Raw genomic sequence first — 16,446 nt, forward strand, 5'->3', positions numbered from 1 at the left:
TTCTTTAATTCAGGTTGCTATCTACTTTTGAGCAGCTGACGTTGCATGGAAGTCAAGCCCGGAATGGACCTTCTCAACGTATCCTGCCCGAATGACAAAGTCACCAAAATGTTCTCCTTTATATCGTTCCTTCGCATATTGGAAAAGAATTGGACGAAGGGAATCTAAAATTTCTTTTTCTCCGATATTTTCCTTGTAAAGCTTATTTAAGCGGCTGCCATTGAAGGCACCACCAAGGTACATATTATATTTCCCAGGTGCTTTCCCAATGAAAGCAATCTCTGCAAGACCTGGTCGGGAGCAGCCATTCGGACAGCCTGACATACGAATAACGATTTCTTCTTCATGGAGTCCAGCTTCATCCAGAATTCCTTCCATTTTATCCAGCAAAACTGGGAGATATCGCTCTGATTCAGCCATCGCAAGGCCACAAGTCGGTAAAGCAACACAGGCGATCGAGTTTCTTCGCAGCCCTGATAAATGCCTTCCTTCAGTAAGGTGATATGTTTCAACCAAATCGGTAATTTCCTGTTTCTTCTCGTCTGTAACATCCGCGATGATAAGATTTTGATTGGCTGTAATTCGAAAATCGCCTGTATGGACTTTGGCAATTTCCCGTAACCCAGTCATCAGCTCATATCCTTCAATATCTTTCACTCGTCCATTTTGAATAAACAATGTCAGATGCCAACTGTCTTTGCCTTTCACCCAGCCATAGGTATCGCCATTTGATTCAAAATGATAGGGACGTGGCGCCTCCAGGTTCCATGTCAACCTTGAGTTCAATTCATCCTTAAACCAGTCAATCCCTCTCGCATCAATCGTATATTTGAAACGAGCATTTTTTCGATTGGAGCGGTTGCCGTAATCACGCTGAATCATCACGACATGCTCTGCCACCTCTGTGATCTTCTCTGGCGCACAGAATCCAATTACACGAGCGATTTGTGGGTAAGTTTTGGTGTCACCATGTGTCATTCCCATCCCACCACCAACAGCTATGTTAAACCCTTGCAGTTTTTCATTTTCGATAATGGCAATGAAGCCTAAATCCTGTGAATAGATATCGACATCGTTAGAAGGCGGTATAGCGACACCAATTTTGAATTTTCTTGGCAAATAGGTCGGCCCATAAATTGGCTCTGTTTCCTTTATTCCGCGGCTATCGACTATTTTTTCATCATCCAGCCAAATCTCATGATATGCATTTGTCTTTGGTAATAAATGATCACTGATCTTCTTGGACCATGCATAGACCTCTGAATGGTAATCCGATTGCGCCGGATTTACATTACACATCACATTTCTGTTTATATCCCCACAAGCTGCAATGGTTGTCATAAGGGCTTGATTCATTTCCTGCATTGTTTTTTTCAAATTTCTTTTTAAAATTCCGTGCAATTGATAGGTCTGTCTAGTCGTGAGCTTCATTGTCCCATTTGCATACTTTTGTGCAAGCTCATCCATGACGAGCCACTGCTCAGATGTTGTTACGCCACCAGGTGTACGTACGCGAATCATAAATTGGTATGCAGGCTCCAATTTTTTCCGCCTGCGCTCATCCCTTATATCTCGGTCATCCTGCTGATAGCTCCCATGAAACTTTAGCAGTTTGTTATCATCATCAGAAATTGCTCCTGTAATTGGATCCTCCAGTCCTTCAGCAATCGTTCCTCTTAAAAAATTACTATTCTCCTTCACCTGTTCCAATCGATCTAACGGACCGTTCTGTTCTGCTAGCTTATTTTTATCCATCCCCTAATTCTCCTCCTCTTAACCTTCATTGCTTTTAATACACGTCACGTTGATAACGCTTTTGCCTGCGCATTTCGTTTAAGGCAAGCTCTGCTTCATCGTGGCTTAAGTGACCTTCCTGCTCGAGAATGGTGACCAATGTTGTATGAACATCGCTGGCCATATGCCTTTCATCCCCACAAACATAGATATGTGCTCCATCTGCAATCCATTGATAAATGTCCTTGCTCTTTTCCAGCATGCGATGCTGTACATATACCTTTTCATCTGTATCCCGGGAGAACGCAACATCCATTTTCGTTAATACGCCTTCCTTGAGCCATCGTTGCCATTCCACTTGATAAAGAAAATCGGAATCAAAATGCTGATCTCCGTAGAATAGCCAGGTTTTGCCGTTGTGTCCGATTTCCTCACGTTCCTCTAGGAAAGAACGGTAAGGGGCAACCCCTGTTCCAGGACCAATCATGATTACGGGTGTATCTATATCGGCAGGGAATTTAAAATTCGGGTTCCGATGGATATATACTGGAATCTGCTCACCAGGCTCTACACGATCAGCGCATTGCCCCGAGCAAACCCCAGCTTGAATTTGTCGATGTGCAGGATATTTTACGGCTCCAACAGCAATATGAACCTCGTCAGGGTTTGCCTTGTAGCTGCTTGTAATCGAATATAGCCGAGCCGGAATCTTCCGCAGTATTTGAATGAACTCAATAGGAGCAATGTTGTTCGGGCGATAATCCCTAACGAGATCAAGCAAATCTCTGCCATTGATATATGTTTTTAGGTTTTCTTCATTATCCGGCTGCAGTAAATCTTTTAACCTATCATGATTAAAAAGCTGTGCAGCTTTTTGCAGTAAAGACTTTGTTAATCTGGAAATTTCATAATTGGTTAATAGAGCTTCCCTTAGGGCACGCACCTCGCCTTGCTTATTGATTTGGACGCTTGTTTGAGGATCCCAGCCCATCTCTGCAATTAAATCATCTACTAAAGCAGGATTGTTTTTCGGAAAAATACCAAGGCTATCACCAGGCTCGAACTCGAACTTTGACCCTTCCAGTGACAATTCAAGATGGCGCGTCTCCTTATTCGAACCGCGTCCGTTAAGGTTTAAATTTTCGAGCACTTCGGCATGGAATGGGTTTGCTTTGGAATAGATAGGCTGTTCAATTATGGATGTCTCGGATAACGAATCTGCCTGTGTTGTTTCATGTGTATCTTTCATTTCCTGTAAGATGCCTAGTACACCATCCATCCATTCTGCTGCAGGCTCATCAAAGTCCAAATCACAATCGACTCGGGGATAGAGCCTTTCACCTCCCAATTCCTCCAATCGCTTATCAAACTCTTTACCGGTTTGGCAAAAGAATTCATAGGATTCGTCACCGAGAGATAAGACTGAATATTGTAGATCCTTTAATTGTGGTGCCTTTCTGCTATGAAGAAATTCATGGAATGTTCGAGCGTTATCTGGTGGGTCCCCCTCTCCATGGGTAGCCGTGATAATGAATAGATCTTGAACTTTTTTTAAGTCTTTTGGTTTAAAGTCATCTAAAGCAGCAATTTTGACTGGGAAGTCTTGTTCCTTAATCCTCTGTCCAAAGCGTTCAGCAAGTGACTGTGCATTCCCTGTTTCAGATCCAAAAAGAATGGTAACCTGCCTCAGTTCTGTTTGATTTTTGGCATTATGGGATTGACCGAATGAATCAATGATAAAACTTGATTGGGTGTTTTGAGGGACGGTTAAGTATCCGCTCAGCCATATTCGTTGTTCGTCGGTTAATGTTGAGAGAATATGATTCAATTTCTCCGACTGTTCTTGACTAAAAGGACTATTAGTAACTTGTAACTGCAAAGCTAATCACCTCTCAAGAATATTTTTAATTTAGTCTACTGATGTTATTTGCCTATCAACAATATAACCAATGTATACATAGCTGTTTACTATGTTTAATGCCTGGGATTATTGCTCGTATTCCGATATAAGATACGATTTAATCGTTTTGAGTTGTAGAAGTATGGAGACCACACTCTGTTTTATTGAATCCGGACCATCTTCCTGTACGAGAATCGCCTTGGTCCATAACTTGTGATGTACATGGAATACAGCCTATACTTGGATAATTCTGGTCGTGCAATAGATTATAATCCAGCTTATTTTCTTGGATATAATCCCACACATCCTTCCATGTCCAATGGATCAATGGGCATATCTTTATCGATTGAAACCGCTCATCCTTATTTATAAAATCAGTCTTGCTTCTTGAAGGGGACTGTTCCCTGCGAAGACCTGAGATCCAAGCGGGAGCACCACTTAGAGCTTCTTCAAGCGGTTTTATTTTTCGGATATAGCAGCATTGATCAGGTTTTCGCTTCCATAATGCGGATCCATGTTGCTTAGCCTGTTCTTCCAAGGTTAATTCGGGTTTCTTTAAGTGAATACGAAGGTCTGGATACTTTTTCTTCACCTTGTCAATCAAATCGTATGTTTCCTGAAAATGCAGATCCGTATCGAGAAAAACAATAGCGGCATCTTTTTGTATCTTGGAAATCAGATCTACCAATATAACGCCTTCAGCACCAAAACTACAAGCATAAACAACACGGTCACCATAAGTCTCGTAGGCCCACTGTAAAATCTTCAAAGCGCCTTTGGTCGAATCCGCAGGTAACCAATTTTTAAAAGGATCTCCATTGAAATTCGTATAGCTAATCGAATAATTATCCATCCTTAAACCCTCCATAAAAATAATAATCCCTCTTCTTTTATGAAAGAAGAGGGATATGAATTTTATCCTGACTAGGACTGGAATTCACTCTTCTTATCTTTCAGACTATCCGTCTGTAGGAATTGGCACAGTATTTGTTTAAACCTGTTGCCGAGGTTTCAAAGGGCCCTTCCCTCCACCTCTCTGGATAAGAGTATAATTAATCCGAGTAATATAATCTAAATTATGTGTATTATATATGATTAAAAATCCAAAATCAACCATTTTTTGAAAAAATAAATTAATTTCAAAAGAAACACTAATCAGAATGGGGGGCCATATCTTTGCTTAAAAAGTAAATACCTGGTTGCAATAATACAATTTCTTTACATTATTCGACAATCCATTTTTAAACCTATAGAGCTATGGTAGATTGATAGAATGAGTTTTATAAAAATGCCATAGTGCTTTATATAGATTTACATGATTAAAAGGAGAACTAGAAAATGTTTTATCATACAAGTACGGAAAAGAAACTAGAAGCAATAAAACGTAAACGGAAATGGAGCTTTTTAAGCAAGACGGCAATAATGACATGTTTAGGATTTGGGATTACCTTAAACCCTGTACAGGCAGAGGACAAACTGGAAACAATATATCATGTGTACATAGATGGCGAGCATCTTGGAAAGGTTGATGATCAGGATCTTGTTCAGCAAGCAATTGATGATAAACTGGCTAAGCATCAGAATAATTATGATGCTATTGAGTTAACCATTGGCGAGGACGTCACCTTCATCCCTGAAATGGTTTTTAATCCGAAATACAATAACGAAAAAGCAGCAAAAAGGCTGGACGAGCACTTAACCGTAATGGCAGATGCAGTGGAATTGAATATTGCAGATGAAACTGTTGGTTATTTTAAAGATGAAGAAGCGGCTGAAGCAGTTCTTGATGCATATACGACAAAGTATGCGGATGAAGACGAATGGGAAAAAATCGAAGCTGACAAGCAAAAGGCTGCAGCTGATAAAGAAGCAAAAGAAAAGCAAGTTCAAGATAAAAAGGTTCCTGATGTTGGAGAAACACTTGTTACAGATATTGCATTATCGAAAGAGACTGTTATCTCCGAGGAAACTGCAGATCCAGATGAAATTTTAACGGAAAAACAAGGTATAAAAAAGCTGGAAAAAGGGACGCTTCAAGACAAGGTGCATACCGTTAAAGAAGGAGAAGTGCTAGGGGAGATTGCTGAAAAGTATGATCTATCGACGAAAAAATTGCTGGAGCTGAATTCTGATTTAGCAGATGAAGCTGTATTGAAAATTGATCAGGAAATCAACGTAATGGAATATAAGCCATTTGCACAAGTTGTAGTGACAGAAGAGCAGACAGTTGAGGAATCAATTGCATTTGAAACGGAAGTAATTGAATCAGAGGATATGTATAAAGGCGAAGAAAAGGTAAAACAAGAAGGCGAAGAAGGGAAAAAAGAAGTTCTATATGAAATAGAGAAACGAAATGGCAAGCAAGCAGCAAAAGAAGTTCTGGATGAAACGATCACAGAAGAGCCTGTAAATAAGATTGTTATCAAAGGCACTAAAGTGATTTCGTCACGAGGAACTGGGGATATGGCATGGCCAGCAGTCGGTGGATATATTTCTAGTCATTTAGGAGAGCGCTGGGGGAAAATGCATAAAGGAATTGACATTGCACGCCCAAGCAATCGCAATATTTTAGCTGCCGATAATGGTGTTGTCGAGTCTGCTGGCTATAATAACGGCGGATATGGCAATAAGATTGTGATTAATCATAATAACGGCATGAAAACAGTCTATGCCCATTTATCCTCTATCGATGTCAAAGTCGGGCAGGTTGTCGAAAAAGGCAGCAAAATTGGCGTGATGGGTTCAACGGGAAATTCGACAGGAATTCACCTTCATTTTGAAGTATATAAAAGTGGAAGTCTCGAGAATCCGACAGAATATGTAAGTAAATAATAAGAAGGTCGGCTCTGCCTGAGCCGGCCTTCTTCCTTTCGACAAAATAAGTAAAAGGATAGACGTTTCCTAGGTAAAGACAGATGAGCAAAAGTACGGTAGAATAGAATGAAGGAATGGATAAAAAGGAAGTGAAATTAGATGGCACAAAAAATACTAGTTGTAGATGATGAGCAACCAATTGCAGATATATTAAAATTTAATTTAGAAAAAGAGGGCTATCAAGTAATCATAGCAAATGATGGTGATACAGCTATCGAGCTTGCTGAAAGTGAGAACCCTGATTTAATTCTATTGGATATTATGCTGCCAAATAAAGATGGAAATGAAGTACTTCGTGAAGTGAGAAAGACACAGACAATGCCAGTTATTATGTTGACGGCAAAGGATTCAGAAATTGATAAAGTGCTTGGACTCGAGCTTGGTGCAGATGATTATGTGACAAAGCCGTTCAGCAACCGGGAGCTGATTGCACGCGTAAAAGCAAATCTGCGCAGGCAGCAGGTTCCAGATGATACGGTGAAGGCAACAAAGGATATTGTTATTGGAGATCTTGTTGTTCACCCGGATGCATATGTGGTTTCGCGAAAAGGCGAACAAATCGAGTTAACGCACCGTGAATTTGAACTATTGCATTATTTAGCTCGCCATATAGGACAAGTAATGACAAGAGAGCACTTGCTTGAAACTGTTTGGGGCTATGATTACTTTGGAGATGTCCGCACGGTTGATGTTACCGTACGCAGACTTCGTGAGAAAATTGAGGAGAATCCGAGTAACCCAATGTGGATCGTGACAAGACGGGGTGTAGGATATTATTTACGCAATCCTGAGCAGGAGTAGTTGCGATGAATAAAGTTGGTTTTTTTCGTTCGATACAATTAAAGTTTATTATTATTTATATCTTATTATTGCTGCTTGCAGTTCAGGTGATTGGATCATTCTTTAGCATCAGACTGGAGGATGATCTAATGGGAAGCTTTAAAACTTCCATTAATGAGCGGGTGGAGCTCTTAAGCTATAACCTCGAACAAGCTTTTGAACGAGAGCGAAATGAAGAGGATGGTGACATACCTTTACAGCAAGAGGTACAGCAAATTGTTGAAGATATAAGTACCGATAATGCAGCTACAACCGTACAGGTAATTGATAATCAGCGGCGTGTTTTGGGAACGAATAGAATTAATGAAATGGACGAGATTGGAAAAAAATCAACACAGCCTCTAGTTCAGCAGGCATTATTTTTTGATTCCCAGCAGAAAAATGAGTTTGAAGATAATGGAGAAAGTGTGTATGTCCAGGTAGAACCAATATTTGATTCAGAAGGCTTGGCTGTTGGGGTTATTTATTTTCAATCCTCATTGGAAGGCGTATACGATCAAGTAGAAGGCATTAATCGCCTCTTTTTCCAAGGATCTGTACTGGCAATTACGATATCAGCAATCCTTGGGGTGCTTGTCGCACGTACCATTACAAAGCCGATTAAGGAAATGAAAGAGCAAGCTCAGATCATGGCAAATGGGGATTTCACACAAACACTTAATATATATGGGAAAGACGAAATCGGCCAGCTGGCTGAGACCTTTAATGATTTGAACAGCCGGCTGAAGCATTCGTATGCAACGATTGAAGAGGAACGGAGAAAGCTAAGCTCCGTCCTTTCCAATATGTCCGATGGTGTTATTGCCACAGATAATAGTGGGGCGATTACATTAATGAATGAAGCTGCAGGAAGATTGATCGGTAATAATCCAGAAGAAGTTATTGGCGACTTTCTATTGGACATTCTGCAGCTCGAAGGTAAGATTATCGATATAACGGATTTGCAAGATAGTGGATCAATGATTATCGATTTCAGTGATGATGATAGTCCTTTCCTGATTCGGGCAAACTTTTCAACTGTATTGGATGACGAAGAGGAAATAACCGGATTCATTACGGTAATTAGTGACGTAACCGAGCAGGAAAAGGTGGAACAAGAACGACGTGATTTCGTATCCAATGTTTCGCATGAACTGCGGACACCATTAACAACAATGAAAAGCTATCTGGAGGCACTTACCGATGGAGCTTGGGAGGATAAAGACATCGCTCCGAAGTTTCTAAGTGTTGCGCAAGGTGAAACAGACCGGATGATTCGCATGGTAAACGATTTGCTTCAGCTTTCGAAGATGGATTCGGATGAGCTGCCGATGCATAAGGAACGCGCCGAATTCGCGGGCTTTTTCCATCATGTGATTGACCGGTTTGAAATGAATTCCCCTGAAAAAATAAAACTCGTTCGCGAAATTCCAGATGTACAAAGCTATGTATGGATGGATAAAGATAAAATGACACAAATTCTGGATAATATTATTTCAAATGCGATTAAATATTCCCCAGAGGGTGGATTAATACGTTTAAAACTTGAAGTAAAGCGTCATTATCTGCTTGTTAGCATCAAGGACCAAGGAATGGGCATTGCTTATGATAAGCTGGAAAAAGTCTTTGAACGGTTTTACCGAGCAGATAAAGCACGAGCAAGGAAATTTGGTGGCACAGGCTTAGGGTTGGCAATTACGAAAGAATTAGTGGAAGCACACCACGGGACAATCTGGGCGAAAAGTAAAGAAGGTGAAGGGACAACGATTCTCTTCACATTACCGCTTATGAATAAGAAGCGGAGGGGAGTCCGATGAAATTAGAAACAGCAAAAACGTTAATATTAATTGTTTTAATTGGAACAAGCTTACTTCTCACCCTTGGAACAGGAAGCTATAAGCCAAGTCAGACAGCATTAAATAATGAGACGATTGATGAGGTTGACATTGGCGGAACAGTAGAAGATAAACGGAGCATCATTGAGCCAATGGACATCATTTTACATGCGAATGGCAGTTATTATGGTTTTAAGGATCCAGCAAAGCGAGAGAGCCTATATAATCAGATGAATTCCTGGATTTTATCTGATATTACGATTCAATCCGTTACGGAACGTACGCCAAGTGATTATGAGGTAGAGCTGATATTTCCGAAAAGTTTCCCGGTGGAGCTGCTTGGGAGTATTTTCAAAGTGAATGATGAAAATGTCCAATTACCCGAAGGTGCGTTATTTGAAAGAATATATATTAAGTTTGATGCCGATACATCGACACTGCTTGTTGAGGTAGCTACTACTGATGGCAGGCTAGTGAATGCAAAAATAAACGATTCCAATGACTTTAATCATCTCTGGTCTTATATGAGCGGGTTTGATTTGGATACATTCCGGCTGTATACGCTAATGGATGAAGGGGGTAAAGATATTTACTTGCCTACCGGTGAGATTGTGTTACCGAAAAAAACGATGTCCTTTAAACGAATTGATCCACCTGACATGCGAGATGTATTATTTGATACGCCATCTGTAGTCAGTGAGTCCAGAACGCCGGAAATTGGTGAGAGCTATTTTACGGACAGTCGTCAAATGCGAGTGGATGAGGATGGTATTGCAATGGAATATGTAAACATTTTAACAGAGGATAATAATACAGATCCATTGCTCTCTCCAAAACTTTTATTGGATAGAAGTATTTCGCAAATTAATAATCATAAGGGCTGGACAAATGATTTTCGATTAGCAGAATTGGATATGACACAAGGTCTGATAAAATATCGGATGTATTTTGAAGGATATCCTGTCTTTAACCATGACAATATGGCTATGATCGAACAAAAATTGAACAGCCAGCAATTGGTTGAATACCGCAGGCCAATGATTTTATTTGCTCAGTCTGTTATTAATGAAACACCTGTAGAGCTAGCCTCTGGAGAAGTTATTAAAAAGGATATCCTTGAATCCAAAGAAGGATATAATGTAGAGAATGTACAGGCTGTAACACTTGGCTACCGGCTGAATATTGATACCGATTTTTCGTACAATGAAAATGTTGAGCTCGAACCAGTATGGTATATCAAATACAATGGTCGCTGGATTCAGCATGCCTTTAATGATTTAATAAACCCAGAAGGGGGAGATTGAGAATGCAGTGGGGCCATATTAAAACACTATTTATTCTCAGTTTCCTTATTTTGAATATCTACTTATTGGTTCAATATGTTGATAGACAGCAGGATTCAGAACGTCCAGTCTTGGATGAAAGTAAAGAATCAAGTATGGAAGAACGACTGGAATCGGAGAATATTACGATTCAAACAGAGCTTGAATCAGATGTTACCGAGTCTAATTATATTAGCGTTTCTCAAAAAAAATTTACCGAAGAAGAAAAGGGCATGTTAAATAGCATCGAAAATTTAACAGCGGCGGTGATTGATGATGAGTTTATCGTAGCTCAGCTGAATGAGCCAGTCCCAATCCCTATTAATGCGAGTGACAGTCGAATTACAGAACTGCTGGCACCCAACCTAGCATATGCGGATGAATATACCTTCTGGGACTGGAATGAAGATTACAGGGTACTGATTTTCTCACAGTCCAAGGAAGGACGGCCAATATATCTGAATGGCAGTGCGATCATCCTCGCTTATTTAAACCAAGATAACGAGGTAACTCACTATACACAAATGATGCTGGGAGAGTCGAGCAAGCAAGGGACGGCGCAAGCAATAAATCCGCCGATCCAGGCCATTGGAACGCTGTTTGAGCGGAATAACCTTATACAGGATGATGTGGTCACCGAGGTGAAATTAGGATTCTTATCCCGTATCCCCGCAGAAGGCAGTCATGTGTTTGCACCGACATGGAAGGTAACGGTAAACGAAAGCAGGAATTACTTTGTAAATGCGATTGAAGGGCTTGTGTATGCAGGAACGGATAAGGAATTTCTTAATGAGACAATCGAAAAGAATATAACGAGAATAGGAAGTTTACCAGAAGAAAGTGAGATAAAGGAATCCGCTCTACATGCTTTAGAGCAGAGTCTTGAGATAGGAAATCGGAGTGAAATAGAATGACATTACGTTTTAGTGTATTGGCATCTGGAAGTACGGGGAACGCGTTTTATATCGAAACAGACAAACAGCGGTTTCTGGTAGATGCTGGATTAAGCGGGAAGCAAATGGACCAGTTATTTAGCAAAATTCAGATTGATCCTGCTGCCCTTTCCGGAATTTTAGTGACTCATGAGCATAGTGATCATATTAAGGGGTTAGGGATTATGGCAAGGAAATATAATCTCCCAATCTATGCAAATGAAAAGACCTGGAAAGCAATGGAGAATTCGCTAGGAAAGCTTACGACAGATCAGAAATTACTGTTTGGCATGAATGAAGTGAAGTCGTTTGATGATTTGGATATTGAATCATTTGGTGTATCTCATGATGCTGCAGAACCAATGTTTTATACTTTCCGCCATGATGGGAAGAAAGTCGCGCTTGTAACAGATCTTGGCTATGTTTCGGAGAGAATTAAGAAGACAGTAGAGGATGCGGATGCATATGTTTTCGAGTCGAATCATGATGTAGAGATGCTGCGAATGGGACGTTATCCATGGAGTGTAAAGCGTCGTATATTAGGTGATTCTGGTCACGTTTCAAATGAGGATTGTGGTTTAGCGCTTGCGGATATAATTAGTAACCGTACGAAGCGAATCTATCTTGCCCATTTGAGCTTGGATAACAATATGAAAGACTTGGCCCGAATGTCAGTGCAAAGTGTTCTCCAGGAAAGAGGCATTCAAATCGATTTACACGATACAGATCCTAAAGAGCCGACCCCTTTATTTGAGGTTGTATAGTTAATTTTTCAGGCGATATCCCTAGATATATTTGTTTAATAATTTCCGGTTTAAGGTAATACTATAGTATGTGTTCAAAAGAAGGAAAAAGGAAATTTCACTTTGGATTTACACATGCTTTTACTGGCAGCAAGACGTGACGGCAGTTAGTCGAATGTACGCTTCTCGATTTCTGTTGGATCTTTTGAACAATATATACTATATATCATATCAATAAGGGGACTAAGAGATGGGATATTATGATCAGAATTACCGGACATACCACAAGCGAAAAGGGAGATGGCTCCCGCCGCTTATTATAGGAATTGTAATTGGTATCGTATTTATTGGTCTTGTTATGCCTGAATTTATGAATTCAACAAATGATGAAGGTGACGCTCGTGATCAAGTAACGATTGAGAAGAATGAGCAGGATGGCGGTCAAAGCCTTAATACATCGGTAACTGTTGATGTGACCACGCAGATTACGAAGGTAGTGGAAGATGTAACTCCGACGGTTGTAGGGATTACGAATATTCAGCAACGGTCAGATTTCTTTAATCAGCAAGAAGGGGTAGAAGCTGGTACAGGTTCCGGCGTTATTTATAAAAATGACGATGGAACTGCTTTTGTTGTAACAAACCATCATGTTATCGAAGGTGCTGACACAGTAGAAGTGGTTCTCTATGATGATACTCATGTTGAGGCAGAAATTGTTGGAAGTGATCTCTTCTCGGATTTAGCTGTCCTGAGAATGGATGGGGGAGCTGTGGATAAGGTGATTGAAGTTGGTTCATCAGATAGTATTAAGGTTGGAGAGCCAGCAATCGCCATTGGAAATCCATTAGGTCTTTATCTCTCAAGTACGGTAACGCAAGGAGTAATCAGTGGAACAGAGCGCACCATTCCACAGGACTTTAACCAGGATGGACGGTCGGACTGGCAAGCAGAGGTTATTCAGACAGATGCTGCGATTAACCCTGGAAATAGTGGTGGCGCACTTATTAACATTTATGGGCAGCTTATTGGAATTAATTCGATGAAGATTAACCAGGCAGCTGTTGAAGGGATTGGTTTTGCGATTCCAATTGACCACGCCTTACCAATCATTGAAGAGCTGGAAACGACAGGAGAGGTAACACGGCCATATCTAGGTGTTGAGATTTATTCGCTTGATGAAGTACCGCAAACAGAATGGAATGAGACGCTGAATCTGCCTTCTGAAGTGGATGGCGGTGTATACGTTTGGAATGTAGAGCCATTGTCCCCGGCGGATCAGGCTGGATTAGAACGCTTGGATGTTATTACAGAGCTTGACGGAAATCCAGTTATGAATATGATTGATTTGCGAAAAGTATTGTATCAGGAAAAAGAAATTGGCGATACAATTGAAGTAACATATTACCGAGATGGTGAGCGCGTCGAAACGAGCATAAAACTTGGAAGCCAGTAAGCGGTATGAAGGCTATCTTCTGTAAAAATAATAGAAGATAGCTTTCAGTGTGTATTGTGGATATTTTTAAAATGTGTAAAGCATAGTAATTAGTTGCCTTACTGTGTATAATCTGTATTATTAAAAAAAGTAATCCACAGAAAACGAAAGTTATGCACAAATAGTGGATAATTTATAATGTAAAATCAATATATGGGGAAGAAATTAATATTTAAAACAAAATATCTACGAACATTTGTGCATATGTGCATAAAGATGTGGATAACTTAGGGTTATACCGGATTAATTGTCGTTATACACGAGTTATCCACAGTTAAATTCCTCCCTTTGTTGATTGCTTGTAAAGTCAGGATGCTACTCGTCTACGAGCATATTGCCAAATTATCAGCAGCATGATAACCAAAACGATATCTAATCTTGCTTGAAAGGCAAAGTTAAGAACCCCAGTTGTCCCGATTAAGGGTACCTTTGTAAAATAAAGTGCTCCAAGCATTATGAATAGAAGAGGCGCTACCGCAATATTCATATGCATTCTGCTGGCAACCAACATCCCACAACCAAGTTCGATAAGAGCAACAAACAGTAACATAACCTCAGGAAATGGCAATCCAACGCCCGCAAAAATTTCTTTAAAATCAGGATTGATTAACTTCATCATGCCAGAGATAATAAATACGTAACCTGTCGCATAACAAATCCATTTCATTACATGCATCCCATGTACTCCCTCCTAAAATACCAACTGCTATATTCCTATGCAGCAGCATGGACAATCTTTCTCATATTAGATAAATACAAAGGCGGCATTTTGGCTGGTGGTGCTGTATTTTTATAGACCGAGCTATCTTCCGAACGAACCTGTGAATTGCAATTGCGAATGATTCTCATTATAATCAAGGTTAGATTAAAAAAAGGAAGTGCAGTGAATGATCCGTCGATTTTTCTCGTATTATAAGCCGCATAAGCGGTTATTTATTGTTGATTTTACATCAGCAGTCATCGTTGCCATTCTCGAGCTTGCGTTTCCGGTGGCGGTACAATGGTTTATTGATACATTACTTCCAGGCAATAACTGGAACTTAATTATCACAGTTAGTGTACTCTTATTATTCGTCTATTTATTAAGTACATATCTGCATTATATCGTGACCTATTTAGGTCATAAGCTCGGGATATATATCGAGACAGATATGAGGCGTGACCTGTTTCATCATGTGCAGAAGCAATCATTCAAGTTTTTTGATAACACAAAAACAGGTCATATTATGAGCCGAATTTCCAATGATTTATTTGATATTGGAGAGCTTGCCCACCATGGACCTGAGGACTTTTTCATTGCAATTATGACCTTTATTGGTGCATTTATCATTATGTTTTCAACCAACCTGCAATTATCATTGATTATTTTGATTGCTGTGCCAATCCTTGTGTTTCTGATTTCATTCAGTAATATTCGGATGAGCAGAGCATGGAAGAAAATGTACGAGGACATTGCTGGGGTTAATGCACAGGTGGAAGATGCTGTATCAGGAGTACGCGTTGTTCAAGCTTTTACAAATGAAAAGCATGAAATGAAACGTTTTGCTGTGAATAACAATAGCTTTTTAAAGGCAAAAATCGCTGCATATAAAGTAATGGGTGTTGTTAACTCCAATATTTATATGATGATGCGCCTAATCACATTGCTCGTCCTAGTTGTCGGCGCATGGATGACGTTTAATGGACGATTAAGTGCCGGAGAGCTAGTATTTTTTGTATTAATGATGAACGTATTATTTAGTCCAATTCAAAAGATCAGTGCGTTGTTAGAACTGTATCCAAAGGGGATGGCTGGCTTCAAACGCTTTACACAAATGTTAGATGTGGAACCAGACGTTCAGGATCGTCCGAATGCTGTACACGTAAAGGATCTTAAGGGAGACATTGCATTTCAGGATGTTTCGTTCAGCTATGAGGAGGCTCACGGCCCTGTCTTAAACAATATGAGCTTTAATATTCATGCCGGTGAGACAGTAGCATTTGTTGGACCATCTGGTGCTGGCAAAACGACGATATCCGCTCTAATCCCGCGTTTCTATGATGTCAATGCTGGAAGTATTACAATTGACGGGATGGACATTCGCGATATGACGAAGGAATCGCTTCGTCAGCAAATCGGCGTTGTGCAACAGGATGTATTCCTCTTTACAGGGACGCTTCGGGAAAATATTGCATATGGCAAGCTTGATGCAACTGATGAGGAAATTGAAACTGCAGCAAGAAATGCCCATATGGAGGAATTCATTAAGGAACTGCCAAACGGATATGAAACCCAAGTTGGAGAGCGTGGCTTGAAGCTATCAGGTGGACAGAAGCAGCGAATTGCGATTGCAAGAATGTTCTTAAAAAATCCTCCTATCCTAATTCTTGATGAAGCGACCTCAGCCTTAGATACAGAAACGGAAATGATTATCCAGAGAGCATTGAATGACCTTGCAAAAAATCGGACAACCCTTGTAATTGCGCATAGACTCGCAACAATTAAAAACGCAGATCGTATTATGGTTGTCACGAAAAAAGGTATTGAAGAAGAAGGAAGTCATGAAGAATTATTGAAACAAGATGGTTTATTTGCGCATTTGCATAATGTGCAAATGAACTAGCGGATTGAGTGTGTGGAATGGGAAAGACAACTTGGAAAGCAGAGTGAATCATAACAAAAGGGTCCGTTTTGAGGTGCATATTCAGAAAAACCTTAAATGACATAAAAATGGAAGATAAAAGCCGTCTAAATTAAGACGGCTTTTATTTTTAAAATCACAAGGATTTCGTTAAGTATTTTTAAAATCACAAGG

At 40.1% G+C, this 16,446-nt stretch carries 12 protein-coding genes and 1 riboswitch; of the genes, 8 read left to right on the forward strand and 4 right to left on the reverse strand.

Annotation, left to right across the window (positions count from 1 at the left end; genetic code table 11):
• Nucleotides 1-21: 21 nt before the first annotated feature.
• The 3 genes from cysI to NSQ77_RS10585 all read right to left on the reverse strand — a co-directional run bounded on the left by cysI (nt 22) and on the right by NSQ77_RS10585 (nt 4,487).
• Nucleotides 22-1,755, reverse strand: a complete 1,734-nt coding sequence (cysI, locus tag NSQ77_RS10575) for an assimilatory sulfite reductase (NADPH) hemoprotein subunit (protein WP_339230849.1) — start codon at nt 1,753-1,755, stop codon at nt 22-24.
• A gap of 34 nt (nt 1,756-1,789) precedes the next feature.
• Nucleotides 1,790-3,613: an assimilatory sulfite reductase (NADPH) flavoprotein subunit gene (locus NSQ77_RS10580; RefSeq protein ID WP_339230850.1), complete on the reverse strand. Its 1,824-nt coding sequence runs from the start codon at nt 3,611-3,613 to the stop codon at nt 1,790-1,792.
• 139 nt (nt 3,614-3,752) lie between these two features.
• Nucleotides 3,753-4,487 (reverse strand): phosphoadenylyl-sulfate reductase, encoded by a 735-nt coding sequence (locus NSQ77_RS10585; protein WP_339230851.1) that lies wholly within the window; start codon nt 4,485-4,487, stop codon nt 3,753-3,755.
• Between the two features lie 90 nt (nt 4,488-4,577).
• Nucleotides 4,578-4,681, reverse strand: a riboswitch (SAM riboswitch).
• A gap of 291 nt (nt 4,682-4,972) precedes the next feature.
• Between NSQ77_RS10585 and NSQ77_RS10590 the strand changes: the two genes are divergently transcribed.
• The 7 genes from NSQ77_RS10590 (at nt 4,973) to NSQ77_RS10620 (ending at nt 13,612) form a co-directional block, all read left to right on the forward strand.
• On the forward strand, nt 4,973-6,466 hold the full coding sequence (locus tag NSQ77_RS10590) for a peptidoglycan DD-metalloendopeptidase family protein (RefSeq protein WP_339230852.1): 1,494 nt from the start codon (nt 4,973-4,975) through the stop codon (nt 6,464-6,466).
• Between the two features lie 141 nt (nt 6,467-6,607).
• Nucleotides 6,608-7,309 carry a response regulator YycF gene (gene yycF, locus NSQ77_RS10595; RefSeq protein ID WP_339230853.1) on the forward strand — a complete coding sequence of 234 codons (702 nt, stop codon included), beginning with the start codon at nt 6,608-6,610 and terminating at the stop codon, nt 7,307-7,309.
• Nucleotides 7,310-7,314: 5 nt separating this feature from the next.
• A complete protein-coding gene (gene walK, locus NSQ77_RS10600) occupies nt 7,315-9,144 on the forward strand; it encodes a cell wall metabolism sensor histidine kinase WalK (RefSeq protein ID WP_339230854.1) in 1,830 nt (609 codons plus the stop codon).
• Nucleotides 9,141-10,466 carry a two-component system activity regulator YycH gene (gene yycH, locus NSQ77_RS10605; protein WP_339230855.1) on the forward strand — a complete coding sequence of 442 codons (1,326 nt, stop codon included), beginning with the start codon at nt 9,141-9,143 and terminating at the stop codon, nt 10,464-10,466. The genes walK and yycH overlap by 4 nt, the downstream gene beginning before the upstream one ends.
• A 2-nt stretch (nt 10,467-10,468) precedes the next feature.
• Entirely contained in the window at nt 10,469-11,398 is a 930-nt protein-coding gene (locus NSQ77_RS10610; protein ID WP_339230856.1) for a two-component system regulatory protein YycI, read from the forward strand.
• Nucleotides 11,395-12,180, forward strand: coding sequence for an MBL fold metallo-hydrolase (locus NSQ77_RS10615; protein WP_339230857.1), 786 nt, complete (start codon nt 11,395-11,397; stop codon nt 12,178-12,180). The genes NSQ77_RS10610 and NSQ77_RS10615 overlap by 4 nt, the downstream gene beginning before the upstream one ends.
• Nucleotides 12,181-12,409: 229 nt before the next feature.
• On the forward strand, nt 12,410-13,612 hold the full coding sequence (locus NSQ77_RS10620) for a trypsin-like peptidase domain-containing protein (protein ID WP_339230858.1): 1,203 nt from the start codon (nt 12,410-12,412) through the stop codon (nt 13,610-13,612).
• Between the two features lie 346 nt (nt 13,613-13,958).
• On the opposite strand, the gene NSQ77_RS10625 is transcribed toward NSQ77_RS10620, so the two are convergent.
• A complete protein-coding gene (locus NSQ77_RS10625; protein ID WP_339230859.1) occupies nt 13,959-14,327 on the reverse strand; it encodes a DoxX family protein in 369 nt (122 codons plus the stop codon).
• 211 nt (nt 14,328-14,538) lie between these two features.
• On the opposite strand from NSQ77_RS10625, the gene NSQ77_RS10630 reads away from it, so the two are divergent.
• Nucleotides 14,539-16,254 (forward strand): ABC transporter ATP-binding protein, encoded by a 1,716-nt coding sequence (locus NSQ77_RS10630; RefSeq protein ID WP_339230860.1) that lies wholly within the window; start codon nt 14,539-14,541, stop codon nt 16,252-16,254.
• The last annotated feature ends 192 nt before the right edge of the window (nt 16,255-16,446 follow it).

Source organism: Oceanobacillus sp. FSL K6-2867 (assembly GCF_037963145.1).
GTDB lineage: Bacteria > Bacillota > Bacilli > Bacillales > Amphibacillaceae > Oceanobacillus.